Consider the following 20,227-nt stretch of genomic DNA (forward strand, 5'->3'; position numbering starts at 1 on the left):
TAACCCTGTTTGTTGTTGCGCCTAATTAACCCTATAATCACGGCTGGATGTATTGGCTTGAGACCGTTTTTTGGGCATTTTGTGGCATTTTTGCTGCTTTGCTCACGACAATAAACAGAGAATAAGATGAATTTATTTGGAAAAGTCACTAGGGCTTCGCTCTATTTCGCAGTAGCTTTTGGCACTGCTTTTGCTCATGCAGCAGAGAATATGCCTGGTGGCCCAGCTGTTAATCAGCTGAATTTTGCGCCTCCTGCTACCAAAATCATGCAAGAGATCCATTGGTTGCATTGGATGATGTTGGTAATTTGTGCATTGATTTTCATTGGTGTTTTTGGAGTGATGTTTTATTCCATCTTGAAGCACCGTAAATCATTGGGTCACAAATCAGCATCTTTCCACGAGAGCACGACTGTTGAAATCATTTGGACAGTCATTCCACTGTTGATCGTTATCGGCATGGCATTGCCAGCAACAAAAACTGTTGTGGCAATGAAAGACACCACTAACTCTGATATCACTATTAAGACCACTGGTTATCAGTGGAAGTGGGGTTACGACTACATCAAGGGTGAAGGCGAAGGCATCAGCTTCTTATCTACCTTATCAACATCACGCGAAGCAATTAACAACTTGGCACCTAAATCAAATACCTATTTGATGGAAGTAGACAATGAAATGGTTGTGCCAGTAGGTAAAAAAATTCGCTTGATCACTACTGCTAACGACGTTATTCATGCTTGGACTATTCCGGCGTTTGGCGTAAAGCAAGATGCCATCCCAGGCTTCGTTCGTGATACCTGGTTTAGAGCTGACAAGATTGGCACATTCCGCGGTCAGTGCTCTGAGCTTTGTGGTGCAGAGCACGCTTTCATGCCTATTGTTGTCAAAGTAGTTTCACCAGAGGACTACACCGCTTGGGTTGCTGAGAAGAAAAAAGCAATGGGTGCAGGCGGCGATGATCCATCGAAGGTTTATACCTTGGACGAACAGAAAGAGCGCGGCGCAAAAGTCTATGCAGCGAACTGTGCAGCTTGTCACCAGCCAAATGGCAAAGGTGCTGGCGCATTCCCAGCATTGGATGGCAGCAAAGTGGTCAACGGACCTAAAGCAGGCCAATTTAATATTTTGCTGAACGGTAAAAATGCAATGCCGAAGTGGGCAGGCGTGCTTTCCGATGGAGATATCGCAGCCGTTATTACCTATACCCGTAATTCATGGGGTAATAAAACGGGTGAAGTGATTCAGACCCAAGAAATTATTACCGCACGCGGCCAGTAAATCAGATTAACTAATACAGATAAAACGAAACCGGAGTAATCCATGAGCACAGTCTCTACTACCCACGACCACGCACACGATCACGCGCATGATGATCACACGCCACACGGATGGCGTCGTTGGTTGTTTGCAACTAACCACAAAGACATCGGCACGATGTATTTGATCTTCTCATTTGTTAGCTTGTTAGCTGGCGGTGTGATGGCATTGGGAATTCGTCTGGAATTGTTCCAGCCTGGATTGCAATTCTTCCGCCCTGAGTTCTTTAATCAGCTAACCACCATGCATGGTTTGGTAATGGTGTTCGGTGCGATCATGCCGGCATTCGTAGGCTTCGCGAACTGGATGGTGCCTTTGCAAATTGGCGCATCCGATATGGCGTTTGCTCGTATGAATAACTTTAGCTTCTGGATTCTTCCAGTAGCTGCAACATTGTTATTCAGCTCATTCTTAGTTCCTGGCGGCGCTCCATCAGGCGGCTGGACTATCTATGCTCCGCTGACATCGCAAATGGGTCCTGGTATGGACATGGCTATTTTTGCCCTCCATTTATTGGGTGCGTCTTCCATCATGGGTTCGATCAACATCATCGTAACCATCTTGAATATGCGCGCCCCTGGCATGACTTTGATGAAAATGCCAATGTTCTGCTGGACTTGGTTGATTACTGCTTATTTGCTGATTGCTGTGATGCCTGTATTGGCTGGCGCAATCACTATGGTTCTGACTGACCGTCATTTCGGTACCTCATTCTTCTCCGCAGTTGGCGGTGGCGACCCAATCATGTTCCAGCATATTTTCTGGTTCTTTGGTCACCCAGAGGTTTACATCATGATTCTTCCTGCATTCGGAATCGTCAGTGAAATCATTCCAACATTCTCCAGAAAAACATTGTTTGGCTACAGCTCAATGGTTTATGCAACCGCATCTATTGCGATCTTGTCATTCATCGTTTGGGCTCACCACATGTTTGCAACTGGTATGCCTGTAACAGGCCAGCTGTTCTTCATGTACGCAACAATGTTGATCGCTGTGCCAACTGGCGTGAAGATTTTTAACTGGGTTGCAACAATGTGGAAAGGTTCGATGACTTTCGAAACTCCAATGTTGTGGGCTATCGGCTTTATCTTCGTTTTCACCATGGGCGGCTTTACTGGTTTGATCTTGGCAATGGCACCAATTGATATTGGTGTTCAGGACACTTACTACGTTGTTGCTCACTTCCACTATGTATTGGTAGCGGGCTCATTGTTTGCCATGTTCGCCGGCTTCTACTACTGGTGTCCTAAGTGGACTGGTCGCATGGCCAATGAAACTCGCGGCAAGATCCATTTCTGGACTTCCATGATTTTCTTTAATGTGACCTTCTTCCCAATGCATTTCTTAGGCTTGGCGGGTATGCCACGTCGTTACGCTGACTACCCAACGCAGTTCGCTGATTTCAATATGGTTGCTTCAATCGGCGCATTGGGCTTTGGCTTGTCGCAAGTCTATTTCTTGTTCTTTGTTGTGCTTCCTGCATACCGTGGCCAAGGTGAAAAAGCACCGATGAAGCCATGGGATGGAGCCAAAGGTTTGGAGTGGACCATTCCTTCTCCAGCGCCACATCACACTTTTGAAACTCCGCCTAGTGCAGAGCAAATGCGTGAAGCCGGAATTTAAGTCTTCAGAGAAGCAAGCCCTTGCTGCGAATAATCGCAGGATGGGCTTCATTCTTTTGAGTGTTGTATTGGTATTTTTTATTGGAATTGTGATTAAACGGAGTATGTTGGGTTAATCCCGCGATGACAATGGTTTCAACTCAATCACTGAATCGCCAAATTTTATTAAAGCTCTTAATTGCAGCGGTAATGATGTTTGGATTTGGTTACGCACTAGTCCCAATGTATAAAGCCTTGTGTGAGGTTACCGGGATTAATGTTGTAACAAGCAAAAATGACTATGGTGTCAGAGCTTTCAGCCCAAATAGGGTTGGCAATACCCAAGTTAACTATGCACGTACGGTGACGATTGAGTTTGACTCTAATAGCCGAGGCCCGTTTACTTTTAAGCCGGTAAAGAATTTTTTAGAAGTGCATCCTGGTGAAATGACTGAGATTGTTTATGAGGTCACTAATAATCAGAATCGCCAAGTGCGAGCACAGGCAATACCAAGTTATGCGCCTAAAAGCGCAACAGAATTTTTTACAAAGTTAGAGTGTTTTTGTTTTCAGGAGCAGACACTAGCGGCAAATGAAACTAAAAAGATGCCGGTAGTTTTTGTGATCGATGCGGGTTTACCGGACGATGTGAAAACCATTACTTTGTCGTATACCTTCTTTGAGTTGGGTATGGGTGGTACACCACCTGCTCCAAAGTCAAAGGTGGTGTCGTGAAGAAAAAAAGTAGTTTTATGCAGTCTATGAAGGCCGTGATGTGGGGCTTCTTGGGCGTGCGTAAACAATCAGGTTTGCAGGAAGATGTAGCTTCACTCAGTTTTGTTCACATTATCATTGCAGGTGTTGTTGGCGCCTTGATTTTTATGGGTGTCCTCCTGTTGATAGTGAAAGCAGTTGTGTCCCATTGATTATTTTTTGATTGAATAGAGAGAATAAGATGTCATCCAATTCAACCCCATACTATTTCGTCCCTGGACTATCTAGGCATCCTGCCATGGCTGCTGCCGGCTTAATTGCATTTGGCGCTGGTATGTCTGGCTGGGTAAATCACACTTCTTGGGGCGGTGCTCTGAGCTTAGTTGGTGTGGCATGGGTTCTGTTTGTGCTCTACCACTGGTTTGGCGATACGATTGCTGAATCTAATGCTGGCAAGAATGGTGTCAACGTTGACATTTCTTATCGCTGGTCAATGGCTTGGTTCATCTTCTCAGAAATTATGTTCTTCGGAGCATTCTTTGCAGCCCTCTTTTACGCACGCAATATTGCAATGCCTTGGATGGGTGATGTTACAAGCAAATTACTTTGGCCTAATTTCCAGGCTGTCTGGCCAAACGATGGTCCTGCTGGATTGGTTGAGAAATTCACCACTATGGGTCCATGGCCGATTCCAACCATCAATACATTGTTGTTGTTGAGCTCTGGCGTGACGATTACTATTGCTCACCATGCATTGGTAGCGAACCACATGAAGAAGGCCATTATTGGCTTGGCTGCAACTGTTGGTCTGGGTTTCATCTTCTTGTGCTTCCAGGTTTTTGAGTACTACCATGCTTACCATGAGCTCAATTTGAAGCTCACATCAGGTATCTACGGTTCCACATTCTTTATGTTGACTGGTTTCCATGGTTTCCACGTTTTCCTTGGCGGCACCATGCTGGCGATCGTATTGCGCCGTATGATTCGTGGCGACTTTACTGCTAAACATCACTTCGCTTTTGAAGGTGCTGCTTGGTACTGGCACTTCGTTGACGTAGTCTGGCTTGGCCTGTACATCGCTGTTTACTGGATGTAAGTTGAATAAAAATCGGGGCTTAAAAGCCCCGATTTGTTTTAGTGCTCTTGTTTTGTGCGTTAACGATTAATTAGTTCCAACCTTGATGCCGGTAGCCTCAATGAGGCCAAAGTAATGGGCCAGGAGGATGCCTAAAAATAGTGCGACCGATAATCCAATGCGCAGCATCAACGAATGAACCATTCGGGAACTATTTCCCCTATCTTTCATCATGTAATACAAAGCCGATCCTAAGCTAAAAACAATCATTAGTAGGACAATAGGAATAATCCACTTCATCTCAAATCCCTCAATTGAATAAGCTGTTTTTTGCCCTCGTTGCCAAGCGCATAGTCGCTACTTTATCAGCCTTGCTGGTGATTGCGATCGGCTGTGGTGCTGGGGTCTGGCAACTGAGCAGGGCTAATACCAAAATTGCCTTGGCAGCGAATTTACAGGCCCGCCAACAAATGCCCATCTTAAGTGCCAATGCAACACCATGGACTTTGGAAGAGGCTAGTGAGCGCCGTATGATTGCTCGTGGGCGATATGTTCCTGAGGCAGCAGTTTGGCTGGATAACAGGCCAAGACCCATTCCTTCTGTTGGTAGCGCTACTGCACAGTCCGGCTTTTACCTGATGATGCCTTTGATGCTTGAGGGGAGGCATGAGGTCCTTTGGGTCAATCGAGGTTGGGCACCGCGTAACAATGAAAATCGTGAAACGCTGCCGCCAGTGCAAACTCCAAACAAGGTAGTCAATATTGAAGGTATCGTATTTGCTCATCCGGGGAAAGTCTATGAGCTGGGTAGTAGCAAGATTTCTACTGATATCAACAAGCCAAGAATTGAGCAAAATTTTGATTTAACGGCTGAAGGCAAGCTGCATGGTTGGAGCCAAGCGCCCTTTATCTTGCGTGAGCTTGAGGTTGGTGCGGTGGATGGCTTAATCCGCGATTGGGCACCCCTGACAAGCGGAGTCGATCGCCATTATGCTTATGCATTCCAGTGGTTTGCCTTGGCTCTTGCTGGATTTTTATTTTGGTTACTAAATGGCCTGCGGCAATATAAACGACAGGAATTAGCGAATGGGGATCAAGAGTGAGTGATAAAGAGTTATTAATTCCGGCTTCACAGATAGATGCATCTGCTATTAATGCGCGTACGCGTCGTGGCCGCATTCAGATGTTGTTGCTATTGCTAGCCTGCGCCTCCCCAGTTCTTGCCTCTTACTTTGCTTATTACGTTATCAAGCCTGAGGGTGGAAAAACCAATTTTGGAACGCTTGTATATCCAGCGCAAGAGTTCAATGCGACGTGGCTTGATACTCCTCTCCAGGGTAAGTGGACTCTCTTAGTCGCTCGCCCAGCTGGCGAATGTCACATCCAAGATAAGCAATGCATTGAGGCTTTATTTCTGATGCGCCAAACCAAAGTTGCCATGGGTAGAGAAAGCGAACGCTTGCAGTTGATCTGGGTGAATACCGATGGCAAACCTGTTGACCCTGAAGTCCTCAAGATTTATGACGAAAAGACGGCGGGACTTAAGGTGCTTACATTACCCTCCGACCCAAAGCAAAGGGCTGACTTTGAGACTTGGTTAAATAAAGAAGGTGTAGGACAGGAAATTCAGTTGATTGATCCAAGTCCTGCCAAGATGATGTATTTCCCAGTGACAAATTCTCCTAAAGAATTTTCTAGCATGAAGAAAGACTTGGAAAAGCTTCTGAAGTTAAATCACAAGGGCGAGAATTTGTAATGCCCAGTTTCGTTTTATTTCTGGAGCTGGCAGCCATCGCTATTATTTTTGCTGGCCTACCGCTCTTCTTCATTTGGAAAAAGCCTGGCTATAGCTTGTTGCAAAAACTCAATTGGGTCTTGGTCTTCATGACTTTTGATCTAATTGTATTTGGCGCATTTACACGCCTCACTGACTCTGGGCTGGGTTGTCCAGATTGGCCTGGATGTTACGGTACCTCCAATCCTTTTCATGCGCTTGGTGATATTCAACAGGCCGAGAGCGCCCTGCCTACTGGGCCTGTGACGGTCATTAAGGCTTGGATCGAAATGATTCATCGCTACTTAGCCATGACAGTAGGTACATTGATTTTGGTACAAGTGGCTATTGCATTTTCTAAACTGAAGTCCTTAGGAAAAAATCCTTTGCTCGGCAGCTTGGGCTTGCTCTTATTGGTCTGCATTCAAGGCGCCTTTGGTGCTTGGACTGTCACCCTGAAATTGCAGCCAATCATTGTTACAACACACCTGATGTTGGCCTTAGTCTTGTTGGCTTGCTTAACGGCGTATGCGCAGCAGTCATGGGAGAGCAAGTCCTCTGCTATTCGTACTATTCGGGTACGGCCGCTTTCTGCGCAACTTCTCACCCTTTCTTTTATAGTTTTATTCATCCAGGTTTTCCTGGGCGCATGGGTGAGTACTAATTACGCAGTACTAGCCTGTCCTGATTTCCCGATGTGTTTGGGAGGTGCTTGGCCTGAGACCAATTGGAGTGAGGGCTTTACTCTTTGGCGTCAGTTAGGCCTTAATGCGCAAGGAGAATTTATCTCTCCTGCGGCCTTGCAAACAATCCACTGGGCGCATCGCCTTTTTGCCATGCTGGTATTGGTCGTGCTTGGTACTCTGGGCTGGAGTGCTCTTGCGCTGGCAACCCCAGTTCTATCAGGCCTTAGTCAAGTGGCCAAGCTATTGCTAGGAGTGCTTTTATTGCAAGTCATCACTGGTATTTCTAATGTAGTGTTTCAGTGGCCGTTATTGGCGGCTTTATTACACACTGCCGGCTCTGCGGCTTTGGTATTCTGTTTGGTCAGAATGAGTTATTGGGCTTCTTGGAAGCCTTTCATTCAAAAGAAGATGGCATAAATATGAGCGACTCTAAAACAAGCGCACCAGTGGCTATGCCACGTTGGCGTCAATATTGGGTTTTAACTAAACCCAGAGTGACTCAGCTCGCCGTTTTTTGTGCAGTAATTGGCATGTTCTTAGCGACGCCTGGCATGGTTCCGTATCCAGTGCTCTTTGGCGGCATTGTTGGTATCTGGCTTTTAGCTGGCGCTGCATTTGCAGTGAACTGTTTGATTGAGCAAGCTGTTGATGCCAAGATGAAGCGTACTGCTTGGCGTCCATCAGCCACCGGCGAAGTCGCACCTTTTCACATCATTATTTTCTCAATTGTTCTGGGTTCACTCGGAATGATTATTTTGTGGAATTTTTGTAACCCATTAACGATGTGGCTTACCCTTGCTACCTTCGTTGGTTATGCAGTGATCTATACCTGGCTACTAAAGCCTGCCACGCCGCAGAATATTGTGATTGGCGGTTTATCCGGTGCGATGCCGCCGGCTTTGGGCTGGGCTGCAGTGACTAACACCCTTTCTGCAGAAGCTTGGCTTTTGGTTCTGATTATTTTTGTGTGGACCCCTCCACATTTCTGGGCACTCGCTTTGTATCGTCGCGATGACTATGTTCAATCGGGTTTACCAATGCTGCCAGTGACCCATGGCGAGCGTTTCACACTTCTGAATATCGTTCTCTATACCCTCATATTGATTGCAGCTACGATGCTGCCTTATATCTATGGCATGAGCGGTATGGTGTATTTAGTATCGGCAATCATCCTGGGATTAATGTTCCTGGCCTATGTCATTGCCTTATTTATTTCCTATAGCGATGCTTTAGCCAAAAAGACCTTCCGTTTTTCTATTACCTATCTTTCGCTACTCTTTGCGGCGCTTTTGATAGACCATTATTTCCTCTGAGAGTCATATGAATTTTTTGCGCATTTGCTTTTTAGCAATTCTTTGTTTCCTATTGACTGCTTGCAGCCCAAAACCAGAGTTTAAAAATATTGATATCACTGGCAGCACTGCTTTTGGCAAAGACTTTAGTTTGGTGGATCCTGATGGCAAGGTCAGAACCTTGGCAGACTTTAAGGGCAAAGTAGTAGTGATGTTTTTTGGTTATACCCAGTGCCCTGATATTTGCCCAACAACCTTAACTGAAATGCAGCAAGTCATGACGCTCTTGGGGCCTCAGTCCGATAAGGTACAGGTACTTTTTGTCACCGTAGATCCTGAGCGCGATACTGCAGAGATTCTCAAGCAGTACGTCCCTGCGTTTGATCCTCGTTTCTTGGGTTTGCGTCCGGCAGATGAGGCGGCTTTGGAGAAAGTGACAAAAGACTTCAAGATTTATTACAAGAAGGTTCCAGGATCTAAGCCAGGCTCTTACACCATGGATCACACAGCGGGTAGCTATGCATTTGATCCTGAGGGTCATCTACGTTTGTATATCAAGCACGCTCAAGGTCCAGAGACCTTGGCGCATGATTTGAAGGAACTGCTGAAGTAGGGGAATGAAAGAAATTTGCAGACAGCAAACTTCTTGATTGATTAAGCTGCTTGCAACAGGCCACGCATCTTTTTGAGAGCGGCCGTTTCAATTTGGCGAACACGCTCTGCTGAGATGCCATATTCGTTAGCAAGATCATGTAACGTTTTAGTGCCATTGCCTTCGGCATCCATAGCCAGCCAACGAGATTGCACAATATTGCGACTACGCTCATCTAAAGCCATGAGTGCCTGATCTAGTTTGGGGCCTTGCAAGGCATCTGCTTCAGCGCTGGCAATGCGAGCAGTAGGCTCTTGTGAGTTATCCGCTAGCCATTGAATAGGGGCGTAAGCAGATTCATCATCGCTGTCATCGCCCTCTAGAGCGACATCACCACCAGCAAGGCGCATTTCCATTTCTTTAACATCAGAACCTTTGACATCAAGTGCTTTGGCCAAGGCTTCAACTTCGCTCGGAGTAAGGGCACTTAATGTAGGTTTATTGCTGCGTAAGTTAAAGAATAGTTTGCGTTGTGCTTTAGTAGTTGCAGTTTTTACTAAGCGCCAATTCTTGAGAATGTACTCATGAATCTCTGCTTTGATCCAATGGATTGCATACGACACTAAACGTGCACCATTGTTTGGGTCATAGCGTTTAACGGCTTTCATCAAGCCAATATTGCCTTCTTGAATTAAGTCGGCATGCGGGATTCCATAGCCAAGATATTGGCGAGCAACAGAAACTACTAAGCGTAAATGAGAGAGTACTAAAGTTTTAGCGGCATCGACATTTTCAGTACGACGAAATTCCTGCGCAAGATGTAATTCTTCTGCAGCACTAAGCATTGGTACGCGATTAACGTACGAAATGTATGAGTCGAGAGTGCCAACCCCAAGAGTTGGCAGCATTGGAAATGCAGACGCCGACGCAGTCTGCGCGACTGGCAGCGTTTGCAAATTCGGTTTGTCGGATTTCTTTTGAACCATTTTTTCTTATAAATATGAGGTGTTAATAGAAGTCTATTTTAGCACTCTTGTCAAGAGAGTGCTAATGGTTTTGACGTTCTTTTAATGCGCTATAAGCTATTGATTTAATTGAATAATTCGGAAGAATATTGTCCCGCTGTGAAGGGGGCTAAATCTTCAATCCCTTCACCCTTGCCTAGGGCTAAAACAGCGGGTTTTGGGTCGTCTTGTAGGGTGTGGGCTAAGGCGCAGATCACGCCGCCCTTGGCGGTGCCATCAAGCTTGGTAACGATGATTCCGGTGAGGCCAAGAGCGGCATGGAATGCCTTTACCTGGCTCAAGCCGTTCTGCCCGGTATTGCCATCCAAAACAAGCAGGGTGTGGTGAGGCGCCCCAGGAAGCGCTTTGCCAATGACACGTTTTACTTTCTTGAGCTCTTCCATGAGGTTGTCCTGGGTGGCAAGACGGCCCGCAGTGTCAATGATGAGAATATCGTTCTTGCGAGAGATGGCAGCATGAATAGCGTCGTGAGCAACGGCGGCTGCATCACCACCTTCTTGAGTAATAACGTCAACCTGATTGCGCCCACCCCATTCCTGAAGCTGATTGCGTGCCGCAGCTCTAAAGGTATCGCCTGCAGCCAAAAGAACTGACTTACCTTGAGACTGAAAGAGTCGGCAGAGTTTGCCAATGGTCGTAGTCTTGCCCGCTCCATTTACCCCTACAACCAACCACACCTCTGGGATGTTAGGCTTATCACTTGTAAATAGTGGGTTTGGTGAAGATTCAATAGCAGTCAATAGGGCGCTGACTTCTTGAATTAGAAGAGCCTGCAACTCCTCTGGACTAGAAGCCTTTTCGGATTTGGCTGCTTTACGTAGTTTGGTGATGAGTTGTTCGGTCGTAGGCAGACCCACATCACTTTGAATGAGTGATTCTTCCAAAGTTTCAAACCAAGATTCATCAATCTTGCTTGATTTGAAAAGGGATCCGAGGGTTTTACGTAAGCCGAACATAATCGATACAATTTAAACCTTGCATCTTATCAATTTAATTCTAGGGATATGGTGATTTAGCAGATGCTTTCCAATTTACTCCGAATTTCCTTTTTATTCTTCGTATTTAGCCAGCTGACTTGGGCTGCTGGTCCTGATTCAGGGGATACGCATGAGTATCGGTTGAGCAATGGCCTCAAATTGATTGTCAGGGAAGATCATCGTGCGCCAACAGTAGCTCATATGGCTTGGTATCGTGCTGGCTCCATGGATGAGGTCAATGGTAAGACTGGAGTGGCTCATGTGCTTGAGCACATGATGTTTAAAGGTACTGACAAAGTAAAGGCAGGCGAATTTTCTCGCTTGGTAGCCGCGGTCGGTGGGCGCGAAAATGCATTTACCTCGCGCGATTACACCGCTTATTTTCAGCAAGTTGAAAAATCAAAATTAGAAGACGTAATCAAGCTTGAAGCAGATCGGATGTCTAACCTCAATTTTGATGATGCAGAATTCTTAAAAGAAATTCAGGTCATCATGGAAGAGCGTCGCTTACGAACAGAAGACAATCCAAGTAGTTTGCTCAACGAATCATTAATGGCAACTGCTTATATGAGTTCTCCATATCGCCACCCCGTTATTGGTTGGATGAATGACTTAGAGAATATGAAGGCATCCGATGCGCGAGATTGGTATCGCAGTTGGTATAAGCCAAACAATGCAACCGTAGTCATCAGCGGTGATGTGGATGCTAAAAAAGTATTGAATATGGCGGAGAAGTATTACGGCGCTGCCGTTGCTCATGAGTTGCCAGTGCGTAAGCCACAAATTGAGCCACCTCAAAAAGGTATTAAGCAGGTTCAGGTAAGGGCGCCAGCTGATAGCGCTCAACTAACCATGGCTTGGAAGGTGCCCCGTCTCGAGTCTGGCAAGCTGGATGACCCCGAGCCATATGCCTTAGAGCTTCTGACAGCAGTGCTGGATGGCTATGACAATGCCCGCTTAAATCGCACTCTCGTTAAGCAGGAAAAAGTAGTGAATGATGTGGGTGTTGGCTACGACATGATTTCTCGTGGGCCAGAACTATTCTTAATTAGCGCCACGATGGCTAAAGGAAAAACAGTCGATCAGGCTCAGGTAAGCATCCGGAAGGCGCTTGCCGAATTAAAGCAAAAAGGGATTCTGGAGTCTGAGCTCAAGAGAATTAAGGTGCGCATTCTGTCTGAGCAAATCTATAAACGGGATTCTATCTTTGGCCAAGCAATGGAAATTGGCAGCACAGAGATGGCAGGATTTTCTTGGAAGGACATCGATTACATGTTAGAAAAAATGCAATCCATTACTCCCGCACAAGTTCAAGCTGTTGCTAAGAAATACCTAGTTGATGAAGGTCTCACGATTGCGGTATTAGATCCTCAGGTGCGTCAAGCTGCCGGTAAGGAGGGCAAATGATGAATCTCTTCATTAAAGGTATATCAGTTTGCCTCTTTACTTTTGGCTTGCTTGGTAATGCGCACGCCATCTTGCCGATCGAGAAGTTAGATTCTTATAAGGGCGCCAAGGCATATTTAGTACAAACCAAAGCGTTGCCGATGGTAGACATTGAAGTGAGCATTGATGCAGGCGATCGCTATGACCCTGCTGGCAAAAGTGGCCTAGCCGATATGGTTGCAGGCCTGATGAATTATGGGGTTAAGAGCGAAAAAGGGGTTCTCACTGAAGCTCAAATAGCTGATGAAATCGCTGATCTTGGAGCAAATATTGGCTTATCTGTGAGCGGCGAGCGAGCAATCTTGCGCATTCGCAGTTTGAGTCGAAAAGACTTGCGCGATAGAGCAGTACAACTAGCTGCTGCTATGTTGAGCGCGCCGACTTACGATTCAAAAATTGTTGAGCGTGAGAAACAAAGAACGATAACAAGTTTGCTTGAGGCGGAAACAAAACCCGAGTTTGTTCTCGAGCGTCGTTTTAAAAAATCAGTTTATGGAAACTATCCCCTAGCTGATTCGCCAACAGTGAAATCAGTTGCAGCTGTAAGCGTGAATGACTTGGTTCAATTTCATAAGCTGTTTTATCGCGGTGATCGCATGATTGTGAGTATTGTTGGCGATGTTGACCGTGCTCAAGCGGAGGAAATTGTCAAAGCTTTGTTAAAGCAGATTCCTGCTTCAGGTCAGCCTATTGCGAAGTTGCCTGAACTCGAGCGCTCTCCTGTGGAGCCTCTGGCACAAAGAGAAATTCAAATTCCTTTTGACTCTCAGCAGGCCCACATTGCTATGGGGATGACGGCGGTTGCTCGTAACAACCCTGATTACTTCCCCTTACTGGTTGGTAACTATGTTTTAGGCGGCGGCGGTTTCGTCTCTCGCTTGATGGCTGAGGTGCGCGAGAAGCGCGGTTTGGCATACAGCGTGTTTAGTTACTTTATCCCCGGAAAAGAGAATGGCATTTTTCAAGCGGGCCTACAAACTAAGAATGATCAGGCTGCGCTGGCTTTAGAGGTGATGAGTTCTACCACTGCTCAATTTATCGCTGATGGCCCAACTCCATCTGAGCTTGTGGCTGCTAAGGCAAACTTAGTGAATGGTTACCCGCTGCGGATTGATAACAATCGTAAGTTGTTGGATAACGTCTCTTCAATTGCATGGAATGACTTACCGCTTGATACGATGGATGTGTGGACCAAGCAAGTTGAGGCAGTTACTTTGGAGCAGGTCAAGACCGCATTCCAAAAATATCTTGCAATGGATCGTATGAAGATTGTTGTATTGGGAGCAAAAAATAAATAAGTCCAATAAAGCAAACAAGCCTCTAAAGACTGAGCCGCCGAAGAAGGTGCGGATTATTGGGGGCAACTGGAGAAGCCGTTTGCTAACGGTTTTGGATCTTCCCGGCCTACGCCCTACAACTGATCGTATTCGGGAAACGCTATTTAATTGGCTGGGACAAGATTTAACAGGTTTGCGATGCCTAGACCTTTTTGCGGGTACCGGTGCCTTGGGTTTTGAGGCTGCATCAAGAGGTGCTGTATTGGTAGTATTGCTTGAGAAAGAAAAAAAAGCTTGCGCAAATTTAACGGCCAATTTTGCCTTATTGCAGTCTTCACCAGCCGCTGGCCTGGTAGAAATTTTGCAACGAGATAGTCTTGAGTTTCTGAAGCAGCAGGCAGATCGTTCCAGCAACTTAATTTTTATTGATCCACCATTCCAAGATTCGGGCTTATTAGATCGCGCCGTTATCCAGGCAGCTAGGGTGTGTGATGACTCTGCAGGCGGTGGTATTTATGTGGAATTTCCCTCTAGTCGTCCACGCGAGGAGGTAGAGGCCCTACTACCGGACTGGCATTGTGGAAAATACTTAGAGGCTGGACAGGTAAAAGCTTGTCTATTTCGGAGTGGAAGAGGCTAAACTCTTGCCTGTAGCCGATAAAGCCTTAGGAACGTTATGACAGTTGCCGTATACCCTGGAACATTTGATCCATTTACTCGTGGTCACGAGGACTTGGTTCGCCGCGCATCGAGCATTTTTACGGAGTTGATTGTGGGTGTTGCCGACAGTCGCAGCAAACGTCCATTCTTCAATTTAGAAGAGCGCATTGCTATCGCTAAGGAAGTGCTTGGCCACTATCCGAATGTAAAAGTCGTTGGCTTTACTGGCTTATTAAAAGATTTTGCACGCGAGCATCAAGCGCGCGTGATCGTACGGGGTTTGCGCGCCGTATCCGATTTTGAATACGAGTTCCAAATGGCAGGTATGAATCGTTACCTGCTTCCTGATGTCGAAACGCTGTTCTTAACCCCATCCGATCAGTATCAATTTATCTCAGGCACTTTCGTACGTGAGATTGCTTCAATGGGTGGTGATGTGAGTAAGTTTGTTTTTCCATCAGTGGAAAAATGGCTCGTCAGGAAAATTGCTTCAGGTACTCAGAATAAAGAGTGACCAAATGAAATTTGGCGAGTAAATCATGGCATTAATGATCACGGACGAATGCATCAACTGCGATGTCTGCGAGCCAGAGTGTCCGAATGATGCCATTTACATGGGCCTGGAGATTTATGAAATCAATCCTGATAAATGTACTGAATGCGTAGGTCACTATGATGCCCCCCAATGTCGCCAGGTCTGTCCAGTCGACTGCATTCCATTTAATCCTGAGCACACCGAAACTCAAGAACAGTTAATGATGAAGTTCACGCTTTTAACTGCTGCCAAAAAAGCCAATACAGCTTAACCCTTGGAGTGCAGCTCCATCATGGCGTTTTGAGCATCGCCTTTCAAAAAGAGTGGCAAAATTTGTAGGCCATTTTCAATGCTGGCATCAATGAGTTTTTGCTCGGCTAATTGAGGTCTACGTAATACATAATCTGCAACATCCATAGGGCGTCCATCACCAGCCACATCTCTGGGGTGGCCAATACCTAAGCGTAAGCGCCAATAATCTGGGGTACTTAAATGCGCTTGGATATCTTTTAAGCCATTGTGACCGCCAGTGCCACCACCTAACTTCAGTCGTGCAGTACCAGGCTTTAAATCCAGCTCATCTTGGACTACCAAAATATCTGCAGGGGTGATTTTGTGAAAGCGGCACAGCGCGCCTACAGATTGACCGCTGAGATTCATATAAGTGCTGGGCTTTAGTAAGTAAAGATCTTCACCTTCCCATTTAGCTTTAGCCACTTTGCCATGAAAGCGTTTTTCGGATTCAAAACGAGTGCTGAGTTTTTTTGCCAGGGCGTCAACAAACCAGAAGCCAGCATTGTGCCGATCTTCTACGTGCTCATCTCCAGGATTGCCTAGGCCAACAATTAATTTAGTCATGCTGAGAGTTTAAAGATATAAAAGCATTTCGCCAAAAAAGAATGAAAACTTGGGGCAATAAAAAAGGCCCGCTTGCGCAGGCCTTCTTGTACAAGCGATTGAGCTAAATAATTAAGCTTTATCCTTTGGTGCTTCAGCTGCAGGAGCTGCCGCTGCTGGTGCAGCAGGCGCATCAGTAGGCTCAGCAGATTTAGCTGCAGGGACACGTGCGTTTGCAAGCACTGGGTTTTCTTGCTCAACATGCAATACCAAAGTAACGCCTTTTGGTAATGCGATGTCTTTAGCGTGAATACCGTGACCAACTTCAATCTTCGCCAAGTCCACTTCAATGAACTCTGGCAAGTCTGCTGGTAAGCAAGAAACTTCGAGTTCAGTCATGATGTGGCTAACTACTGCACCTTGCAATTTCACAGCAGCTGAAGTGTCAGCATTAGTGAAGTGCAATGGAACGCGCATATGAACTTTCTCAGTCGCAGATACGCGCTGGAAGTCAATGTGCAATACCAATGGCTTGAATGGATGCATTTGGTAATCGCGCAACAACACTTTTTGTGTCTTGCCGCTAATTTCCAAATCCAAAATGGATGAGTGGAATGCTTCCTTGCGGAGAGCATGGAACAACGCGTTGTGGTCTAACTCGATGACCAAGGCTGGATCTTTACTGCCGTAAACGATTCCCGGAGTTTTTCCGGAATTGCGCAGACGGCGGCTCGCACCCGTTCCCTGTACGCTTCTTTCAAAGGCAACTACTTTCATGATGAATTTCCTAGTTAAGGTTAATTTCCGTTCGCGACCAAACAGAAAAGCCTTCAATTATATCGTGGGAAAGGATATTTTTGCCTACAAAAGGCTTAAAACTGCCAAAAACCGGGGTAAAGCGGTGATTTTTGGCTTATTCAGCAAACATAGACATTACTGAATCACCTTTACTAATGCGGGAAAGGGTTTCAGCTAGTAGCGGGGCTACGGTCAATTGGCGAATTTTGGATACTTTCATTGCCTCTGCGGTTAGGGGGATGGTATCGGTGACAACTAGCTCATCCAATTCAGAAGCAGCAATACGAGCTACAGCGCCGCCTGAGAGCACGGCGTGAGTACAGTAGGCGGTAACGCCCTTAGCACCACGCTCTTTAAGCGCTTCAGCGGCTTTACAGAGGGTTCCGCCGGTATCGATGATGTCATCCATGATGACGCAATGGCGACCTTCTACCTCGCCAATAAGGTGCATTACTTCGGATACGTTTGCTTTAGGACGGCGTTTATCAATAATCGCCAAATCAGTGCCCAATTGCTTAGCCATTGCACGGGCTCGAACCACACCACCAATGTCTGGAGACACGATGATCAGATCTTTTTTAGTTTTCTGCGCTTCTAAGTCAGCCAAAAGGACTGGGGAAGCATAAATGTTGTCTACCGGGATATCGAAGAAACCCTGAATTTGGTCGGCATGCAGATCCATGGTCAAAACACGCTCAATGCCAGCTACTGACTGAAGCATGTTGGCCACAATGCGAGCGGAAATAGCTACGCGAGCAGAGCGAGGGCGGCGGTCTTGACGGGCATAACCGAAGTAAGGAATCACTGCGGTTATGCGGCTTGCAGATGCTCGTTTCAGAGCATCAATCATGATCATGAGTTCCATCAAGCTGTCATTTGTAGGTGCGCAGGTTGATTGGATCACCACGACATTTTTGCCGCGGACGTTCTCTTGAATTTCTACTTGAATCTCACCATCAGAGAATCGGCCAACAAAGGCTTTTCCCATTGGGAGTTTGAGTTCTTTGGCTACAGCCTCAGCCAAAACGGGATTTGCGTTGCCTGTGAAAAGAGTCAATAAATCTGCGTTTGTGGAGGACATAGTCTTATGGGTTTTGTGGGGTCAAAAGGTTATCTTTATCGTTTCTACAGTACTTGGCAGGGGAAGAAGGATTCGAACCTTCGCATGCTGGAATCAAAATCCAGTGCCTTAACCAGCTTGGCGATTCCCCTACAGGTCAATCTGAAGAAATCAAATTGTAAGCGGGATTTTTATTTAGCCCCCGAACAACCCGACCTACCCACCCTTCAGGAAGATTTTGCAGAAGATTTTCTAGTTTTGCGGTATCAGTCTTAGAGTCTAAGGCTGCAAAAACGCTACTTCCAGAACCAGACATTCGGGGCTGAGAGCCCGGTACTGCCTGGGTAATCCAATCCAAAGCTTGCTTCACTTCTGGGCAAATCCGCATCGCTACAGCCTGACAATCATTCGATTGATATAACAATGGCGATGCAAGAAAGCCATCAATTGTAATCTGAGCGTGATCTCGGGTCAATTCCGGGTCTTGAAAAATGCTTACGGTTGCGATGCCCTGATTGGGAAATATCACCAAAAAGTCAGGGGTTTGGAGGGGAATTCCTTGAATTTTCTCCCCGATGCCTTCAACAAAGGCATTTTGACCAAAAATGAAGAAGGGGACGTCGGCCCCGAGCTGAAGCCCTAGGGTGCTAAGCGTTTCTTTGGGGAGATTGAGATCCCAAAGGGTGTTTAGACCAATCAATGTAGTTGCTGCGTCAGAGGATCCACCCCCCATGCCTGCACCCATCGGAATTTCTTTGTGAAGATGGATTTCAACACCAGCCTCAATCTTGCAAAAATCCTTAAGTAAGTTTGCTGCGCGAACCACTAAGTCTTGTTCGGGCGGAACTCCGGGAATGGGATTAATGCGGCGCACTTCATTTTCAGAAATTCTTTTTAAGTGGATTGTGTCGCACCAATCAATCAGTTGAAAGACGGATTGGAGTAGGTGATAGCCATCTGCTCTACGTCCGACGATGTGCAAAAAAAGATTGAGCTTAGCGGGCGAACGAAGAGATAAAGAATCGAGTTTCGCCATTGATATTTTGCTTAGTCATTCGGTCGGTCAAACACGAGGCGAATATCAATCGAGCCGATATTCGAGCTGCGTGTCATGGTGAGTTTTTCGAGGCGATTGGCGTTGCTCCATGTGTATACCAAGTCCCAGCCATCCTGGCTAATTTTGTTCACTTGGCCCTTCGCGTTTCTATCAACGCTTGCTTCACTTCCTGGGCGTACTTCACCTCTTAACCAGTTTGATAATCCGCGCGCAGGAAGTGGTAGGCCCAATGTGTTTTGCATCAAGGTGTCTGCATCAATTGCAGTAACTACTTTGCCATCACTTTCGAGAGTGGCTTCACCGGGCGTAATCGTAATTTTTGCAATCGATCCACCCATAGGATTGCGTATCTCTAAAACATCTTTTAAAGCTTCTTGGGTTAAGGTGAAGCCACCGGATCCGCCTTGGTTTTGTGACTCGGTTAGGCCAATGACTTTGACGGCAAAACGTCCATCCCATGAGCCCTTAGAGGATTGATCATCTCTTGTCCAGTCTGGCTTTAAGCGTTGTAAGGTTTCTTTCAGGGTTGGATTATTAGCGTCTAATTTTTGTCCCTGACGCCATATATCTTCGGCTTCAGCGCGACGATTCATGACCCACAATACTTCACCAGTATGACCAGCAATATCAGCTTCTGGTTTCATAGCGAAGGCTTGTTGTAATTGCTCTAACGCAAGGGCGTTTTTACCAAGACGAAAATTCACCCAGCCCAAGCTGTCCAAAATAAAACTATCTTTTGGAGATAGTTGATGCGCTTTACTGATGAGCGCATATGCCTCAGGTAACTTCATATTGCGGTCGGCTAAAGAATAGCCAAGAGCATTCAGGGAATTTACATCGTTAGGGTTCTTCCGCAAAATATCGCGCAAAGTTTTTTCCATCACATCCATGCGACCTACTTTTTCAGCAGACATGGCATAGGTATAAAGAAGGCCCGGATCTTTGGGTGGAATCTTGACAGTAGATGCGATTTCATAAAAAGCGCGCAAAGCATCTGACTCATCTTTCGCTTTAGCAAGCAATGCTTGCAATTGCAAAAGAGTGTTTTCTTGTTGGGCGGGAGTTTGTTGGCGCAATAAAGTAATTGCTGGCTTGATAGCATCAGACCAACGATTGCTTAAGATCAATAGTGTTACCAGGACTTCTTTAGGTTTGGTATCTGAGGCTGGAGAGAGTTCATCCCAAGTTTTCGCTGCTTGCATGGCTAAATCTGGGGAGCCGCCTGCAATCGCAATTTCCATCGCTCTTTGGGCAAGCCTGGGGTCCTGGTATTGGCGCGCCATCTCCAGATAGGTGTTGTAAGCCAAGCCAGCCTCACCCCGTTGAAGGGCGATTTCGGAGGCGAGTACCTCAAAGACCGCTTCGCCAGTTTGCAATCCATTTGCCTGGGTTTGGGCATGGGCTGATGAAATGACTCCACCAGCTAAGGCCGCCAAGAATAAACCCTTTAATAGGGGTTTCATTGTGAATTTACTCATAAGCACATTCTAATCCGCGAATC

At 46.2% G+C, this 20,227-nt stretch carries 24 protein-coding genes and 1 tRNA gene; 16 read left to right on the forward strand and 9 right to left on the reverse strand.

Annotated elements, in window-relative coordinates; translation table 11 throughout:
* Positions 1 to 210: 210 nt before the first annotated feature.
* The 6 genes from coxB to VC159_RS01410 are packed head-to-tail and all read left to right on the forward strand — an operon-like array spanning position 211 to position 4,731.
* Complete coding sequence (gene coxB / locus VC159_RS01385) at positions 211 to 1,281, forward strand: cytochrome c oxidase subunit II (protein WP_416350437.1); 1,071 nt, start codon at positions 211 to 213, stop codon at positions 1,279 to 1,281.
* A 42-nt stretch (positions 1,282 to 1,323) separates the two neighbouring features.
* The gene (gene ctaD / locus VC159_RS01390) at positions 1,324 to 2,943 is read left to right on the forward strand and encodes a cytochrome c oxidase subunit I (RefSeq protein ID WP_323472470.1); all 1,620 of its coding nucleotides are present in this window, start codon (positions 1,324 to 1,326) and stop codon (positions 2,941 to 2,943) included.
* On the forward strand, positions 2,927 to 3,058 hold the full coding sequence (locus VC159_RS01395) for a cytochrome oxidase small assembly protein (RefSeq protein ID WP_323472471.1): 132 nt from the start codon (positions 2,927 to 2,929) through the stop codon (positions 3,056 to 3,058). Before ctaD ends, VC159_RS01395 begins: the two co-directional genes overlap by 17 nt.
* A 13-nt stretch (positions 3,059 to 3,071) precedes the next feature.
* A complete protein-coding gene (locus tag VC159_RS01400; protein ID WP_215360463.1) occupies positions 3,072 to 3,656 on the forward strand; it encodes a cytochrome c oxidase assembly protein in 585 nt (194 codons plus the stop codon).
* Positions 3,657 to 3,673: 17 nt separating this feature from the next.
* Entirely contained in the window at positions 3,674 to 3,847 is a 174-nt protein-coding gene (locus VC159_RS01405) for a DUF2970 domain-containing protein (RefSeq protein WP_083564235.1), read from the forward strand.
* A 29-nt stretch (positions 3,848 to 3,876) separates the two neighbouring features.
* A complete protein-coding gene (locus tag VC159_RS01410; RefSeq protein WP_323472472.1) occupies positions 3,877 to 4,731 on the forward strand; it encodes a cytochrome c oxidase subunit 3 in 855 nt (284 codons plus the stop codon).
* Between the two features lie 66 nt (positions 4,732 to 4,797).
* On the opposite strand, the gene VC159_RS01415 is transcribed toward VC159_RS01410, so the two are convergent.
* Positions 4,798 to 5,010 (reverse strand): twin transmembrane helix small protein, encoded by a 213-nt coding sequence (locus VC159_RS01415; RefSeq protein WP_215358690.1) that lies wholly within the window; start codon positions 5,008 to 5,010, stop codon positions 4,798 to 4,800.
* Between the two features lie 14 nt (positions 5,011 to 5,024).
* On the opposite strand from VC159_RS01415, the gene VC159_RS01420 reads away from it, so the two are divergent.
* Genes VC159_RS01420 through VC159_RS01440 form a run of 5 tightly spaced genes read left to right on the forward strand, consistent with a single transcriptional unit; the run spans position 5,025 to position 9,075 of the window.
* On the forward strand, positions 5,025 to 5,813 hold the full coding sequence (locus VC159_RS01420; RefSeq protein ID WP_323472473.1) for an SURF1 family protein: 789 nt from the start codon (positions 5,025 to 5,027) through the stop codon (positions 5,811 to 5,813).
* Complete coding sequence (locus VC159_RS01425) at positions 5,810 to 6,466, forward strand: hypothetical protein (RefSeq protein WP_323472474.1); 657 nt, start codon at positions 5,810 to 5,812, stop codon at positions 6,464 to 6,466. The genes VC159_RS01420 and VC159_RS01425 overlap by 4 nt, the downstream gene beginning before the upstream one ends.
* The gene (locus VC159_RS01430; RefSeq protein WP_323472475.1) at positions 6,466 to 7,587 is read left to right on the forward strand and encodes a COX15/CtaA family protein; all 1,122 of its coding nucleotides are present in this window, start codon (positions 6,466 to 6,468) and stop codon (positions 7,585 to 7,587) included. The genes VC159_RS01425 and VC159_RS01430 overlap by 1 nt, the downstream gene beginning before the upstream one ends.
* Before the next feature lie 2 nt (positions 7,588 to 7,589).
* Positions 7,590 to 8,483, forward strand: coding sequence for a heme o synthase (gene cyoE, locus VC159_RS01435; RefSeq protein WP_323472476.1), 894 nt, complete (start codon positions 7,590 to 7,592; stop codon positions 8,481 to 8,483).
* Between the two features lie 7 nt (positions 8,484 to 8,490).
* Entirely contained in the window at positions 8,491 to 9,075 is a 585-nt protein-coding gene (locus VC159_RS01440; RefSeq protein WP_323472477.1) for an SCO family protein, read from the forward strand.
* A 41-nt stretch (positions 9,076 to 9,116) separates the two neighbouring features.
* Here VC159_RS01440 and rpoH read toward each other — a convergent pair whose 3' ends face one another.
* Together rpoH and ftsY are read right to left on the reverse strand one after the other, a co-directional pair.
* On the reverse strand, positions 9,117 to 10,040 hold the full coding sequence (gene rpoH, locus VC159_RS01445; protein ID WP_323472478.1) for an RNA polymerase sigma factor RpoH: 924 nt from the start codon (positions 10,038 to 10,040) through the stop codon (positions 9,117 to 9,119).
* Between the two features lie 104 nt (positions 10,041 to 10,144).
* Positions 10,145 to 11,035, reverse strand: coding sequence for a signal recognition particle-docking protein FtsY (ftsY, locus tag VC159_RS01450; RefSeq protein WP_323472479.1), 891 nt, complete (start codon positions 11,033 to 11,035; stop codon positions 10,145 to 10,147).
* 63 nt (positions 11,036 to 11,098) lie between these two features.
* Between ftsY and VC159_RS01455 the strand changes: the two genes are divergently transcribed.
* The 5 genes from VC159_RS01455 to VC159_RS01475 are packed head-to-tail and all read left to right on the forward strand — an operon-like array spanning position 11,099 to position 15,245.
* The gene (locus VC159_RS01455; protein ID WP_323472480.1) at positions 11,099 to 12,463 is read left to right on the forward strand and encodes a pitrilysin family protein; all 1,365 of its coding nucleotides are present in this window, start codon (positions 11,099 to 11,101) and stop codon (positions 12,461 to 12,463) included.
* A complete protein-coding gene (locus VC159_RS01460) occupies positions 12,460 to 13,800 on the forward strand; it encodes a pitrilysin family protein (protein ID WP_323472481.1) in 1,341 nt (446 codons plus the stop codon). Before VC159_RS01455 ends, VC159_RS01460 begins: the two co-directional genes overlap by 4 nt.
* 46 nt (positions 13,801 to 13,846) lie before the next feature.
* A complete protein-coding gene (gene rsmD / locus VC159_RS01465; RefSeq protein WP_323472482.1) occupies positions 13,847 to 14,419 on the forward strand; it encodes a 16S rRNA (guanine(966)-N(2))-methyltransferase RsmD in 573 nt (190 codons plus the stop codon).
* Between the two features lie 36 nt (positions 14,420 to 14,455).
* A complete protein-coding gene (gene coaD / locus VC159_RS01470; protein ID WP_072582688.1) occupies positions 14,456 to 14,953 on the forward strand; it encodes a pantetheine-phosphate adenylyltransferase in 498 nt (165 codons plus the stop codon).
* Positions 14,954 to 14,978: 25 nt separating this feature from the next.
* A complete protein-coding gene (locus VC159_RS01475; RefSeq protein ID WP_072582689.1) occupies positions 14,979 to 15,245 on the forward strand; it encodes a YfhL family 4Fe-4S dicluster ferredoxin in 267 nt (88 codons plus the stop codon).
* On the opposite strand, the gene pth is transcribed toward VC159_RS01475, so the two are convergent.
* From pth to VC159_RS01505, 6 genes are all read right to left on the reverse strand, one after another.
* Positions 15,242 to 15,832: an aminoacyl-tRNA hydrolase gene (gene pth, locus VC159_RS01480; protein WP_323472483.1), complete on the reverse strand. Its 591-nt coding sequence runs from the start codon at positions 15,830 to 15,832 to the stop codon at positions 15,242 to 15,244. The two genes, VC159_RS01475 and pth, sit on opposite strands and share 4 nt — an antisense overlap.
* 111 nt (positions 15,833 to 15,943) lie before the next feature.
* A complete protein-coding gene (locus VC159_RS01485) occupies positions 15,944 to 16,588 on the reverse strand; it encodes a 50S ribosomal protein L25/general stress protein Ctc (RefSeq protein WP_323472484.1) in 645 nt (214 codons plus the stop codon).
* Between the two features lie 136 nt (positions 16,589 to 16,724).
* Positions 16,725 to 17,690 (reverse strand): ribose-phosphate pyrophosphokinase, encoded by a 966-nt coding sequence (locus tag VC159_RS01490; protein WP_216232561.1) that lies wholly within the window; start codon positions 17,688 to 17,690, stop codon positions 16,725 to 16,727.
* A gap of 54 nt (positions 17,691 to 17,744) precedes the next feature.
* Positions 17,745 to 17,821, reverse strand: a tRNA-Gln gene (locus tag VC159_RS01495).
* Between the two features lie 5 nt (positions 17,822 to 17,826).
* The gene (gene ispE / locus VC159_RS01500; RefSeq protein WP_323472485.1) at positions 17,827 to 18,705 is read right to left on the reverse strand and encodes a 4-(cytidine 5'-diphospho)-2-C-methyl-D-erythritol kinase; all 879 of its coding nucleotides are present in this window, start codon (positions 18,703 to 18,705) and stop codon (positions 17,827 to 17,829) included.
* Positions 18,706 to 18,716: 11 nt separating this feature from the next.
* The gene (locus VC159_RS01505; RefSeq protein WP_323472486.1) at positions 18,717 to 20,204 is read right to left on the reverse strand and encodes a lipoprotein insertase outer membrane protein LolB; all 1,488 of its coding nucleotides are present in this window, start codon (positions 20,202 to 20,204) and stop codon (positions 18,717 to 18,719) included.
* Positions 20,205 to 20,227: the final 23 nt, after the last annotated feature.

The organism is Polynucleobacter sp. JS-JIR-II-c23, assembly GCF_035011225.1.
In the GTDB taxonomy this organism is placed as follows: Bacteria; Pseudomonadota; Gammaproteobacteria; order Burkholderiales; family Burkholderiaceae; genus Polynucleobacter.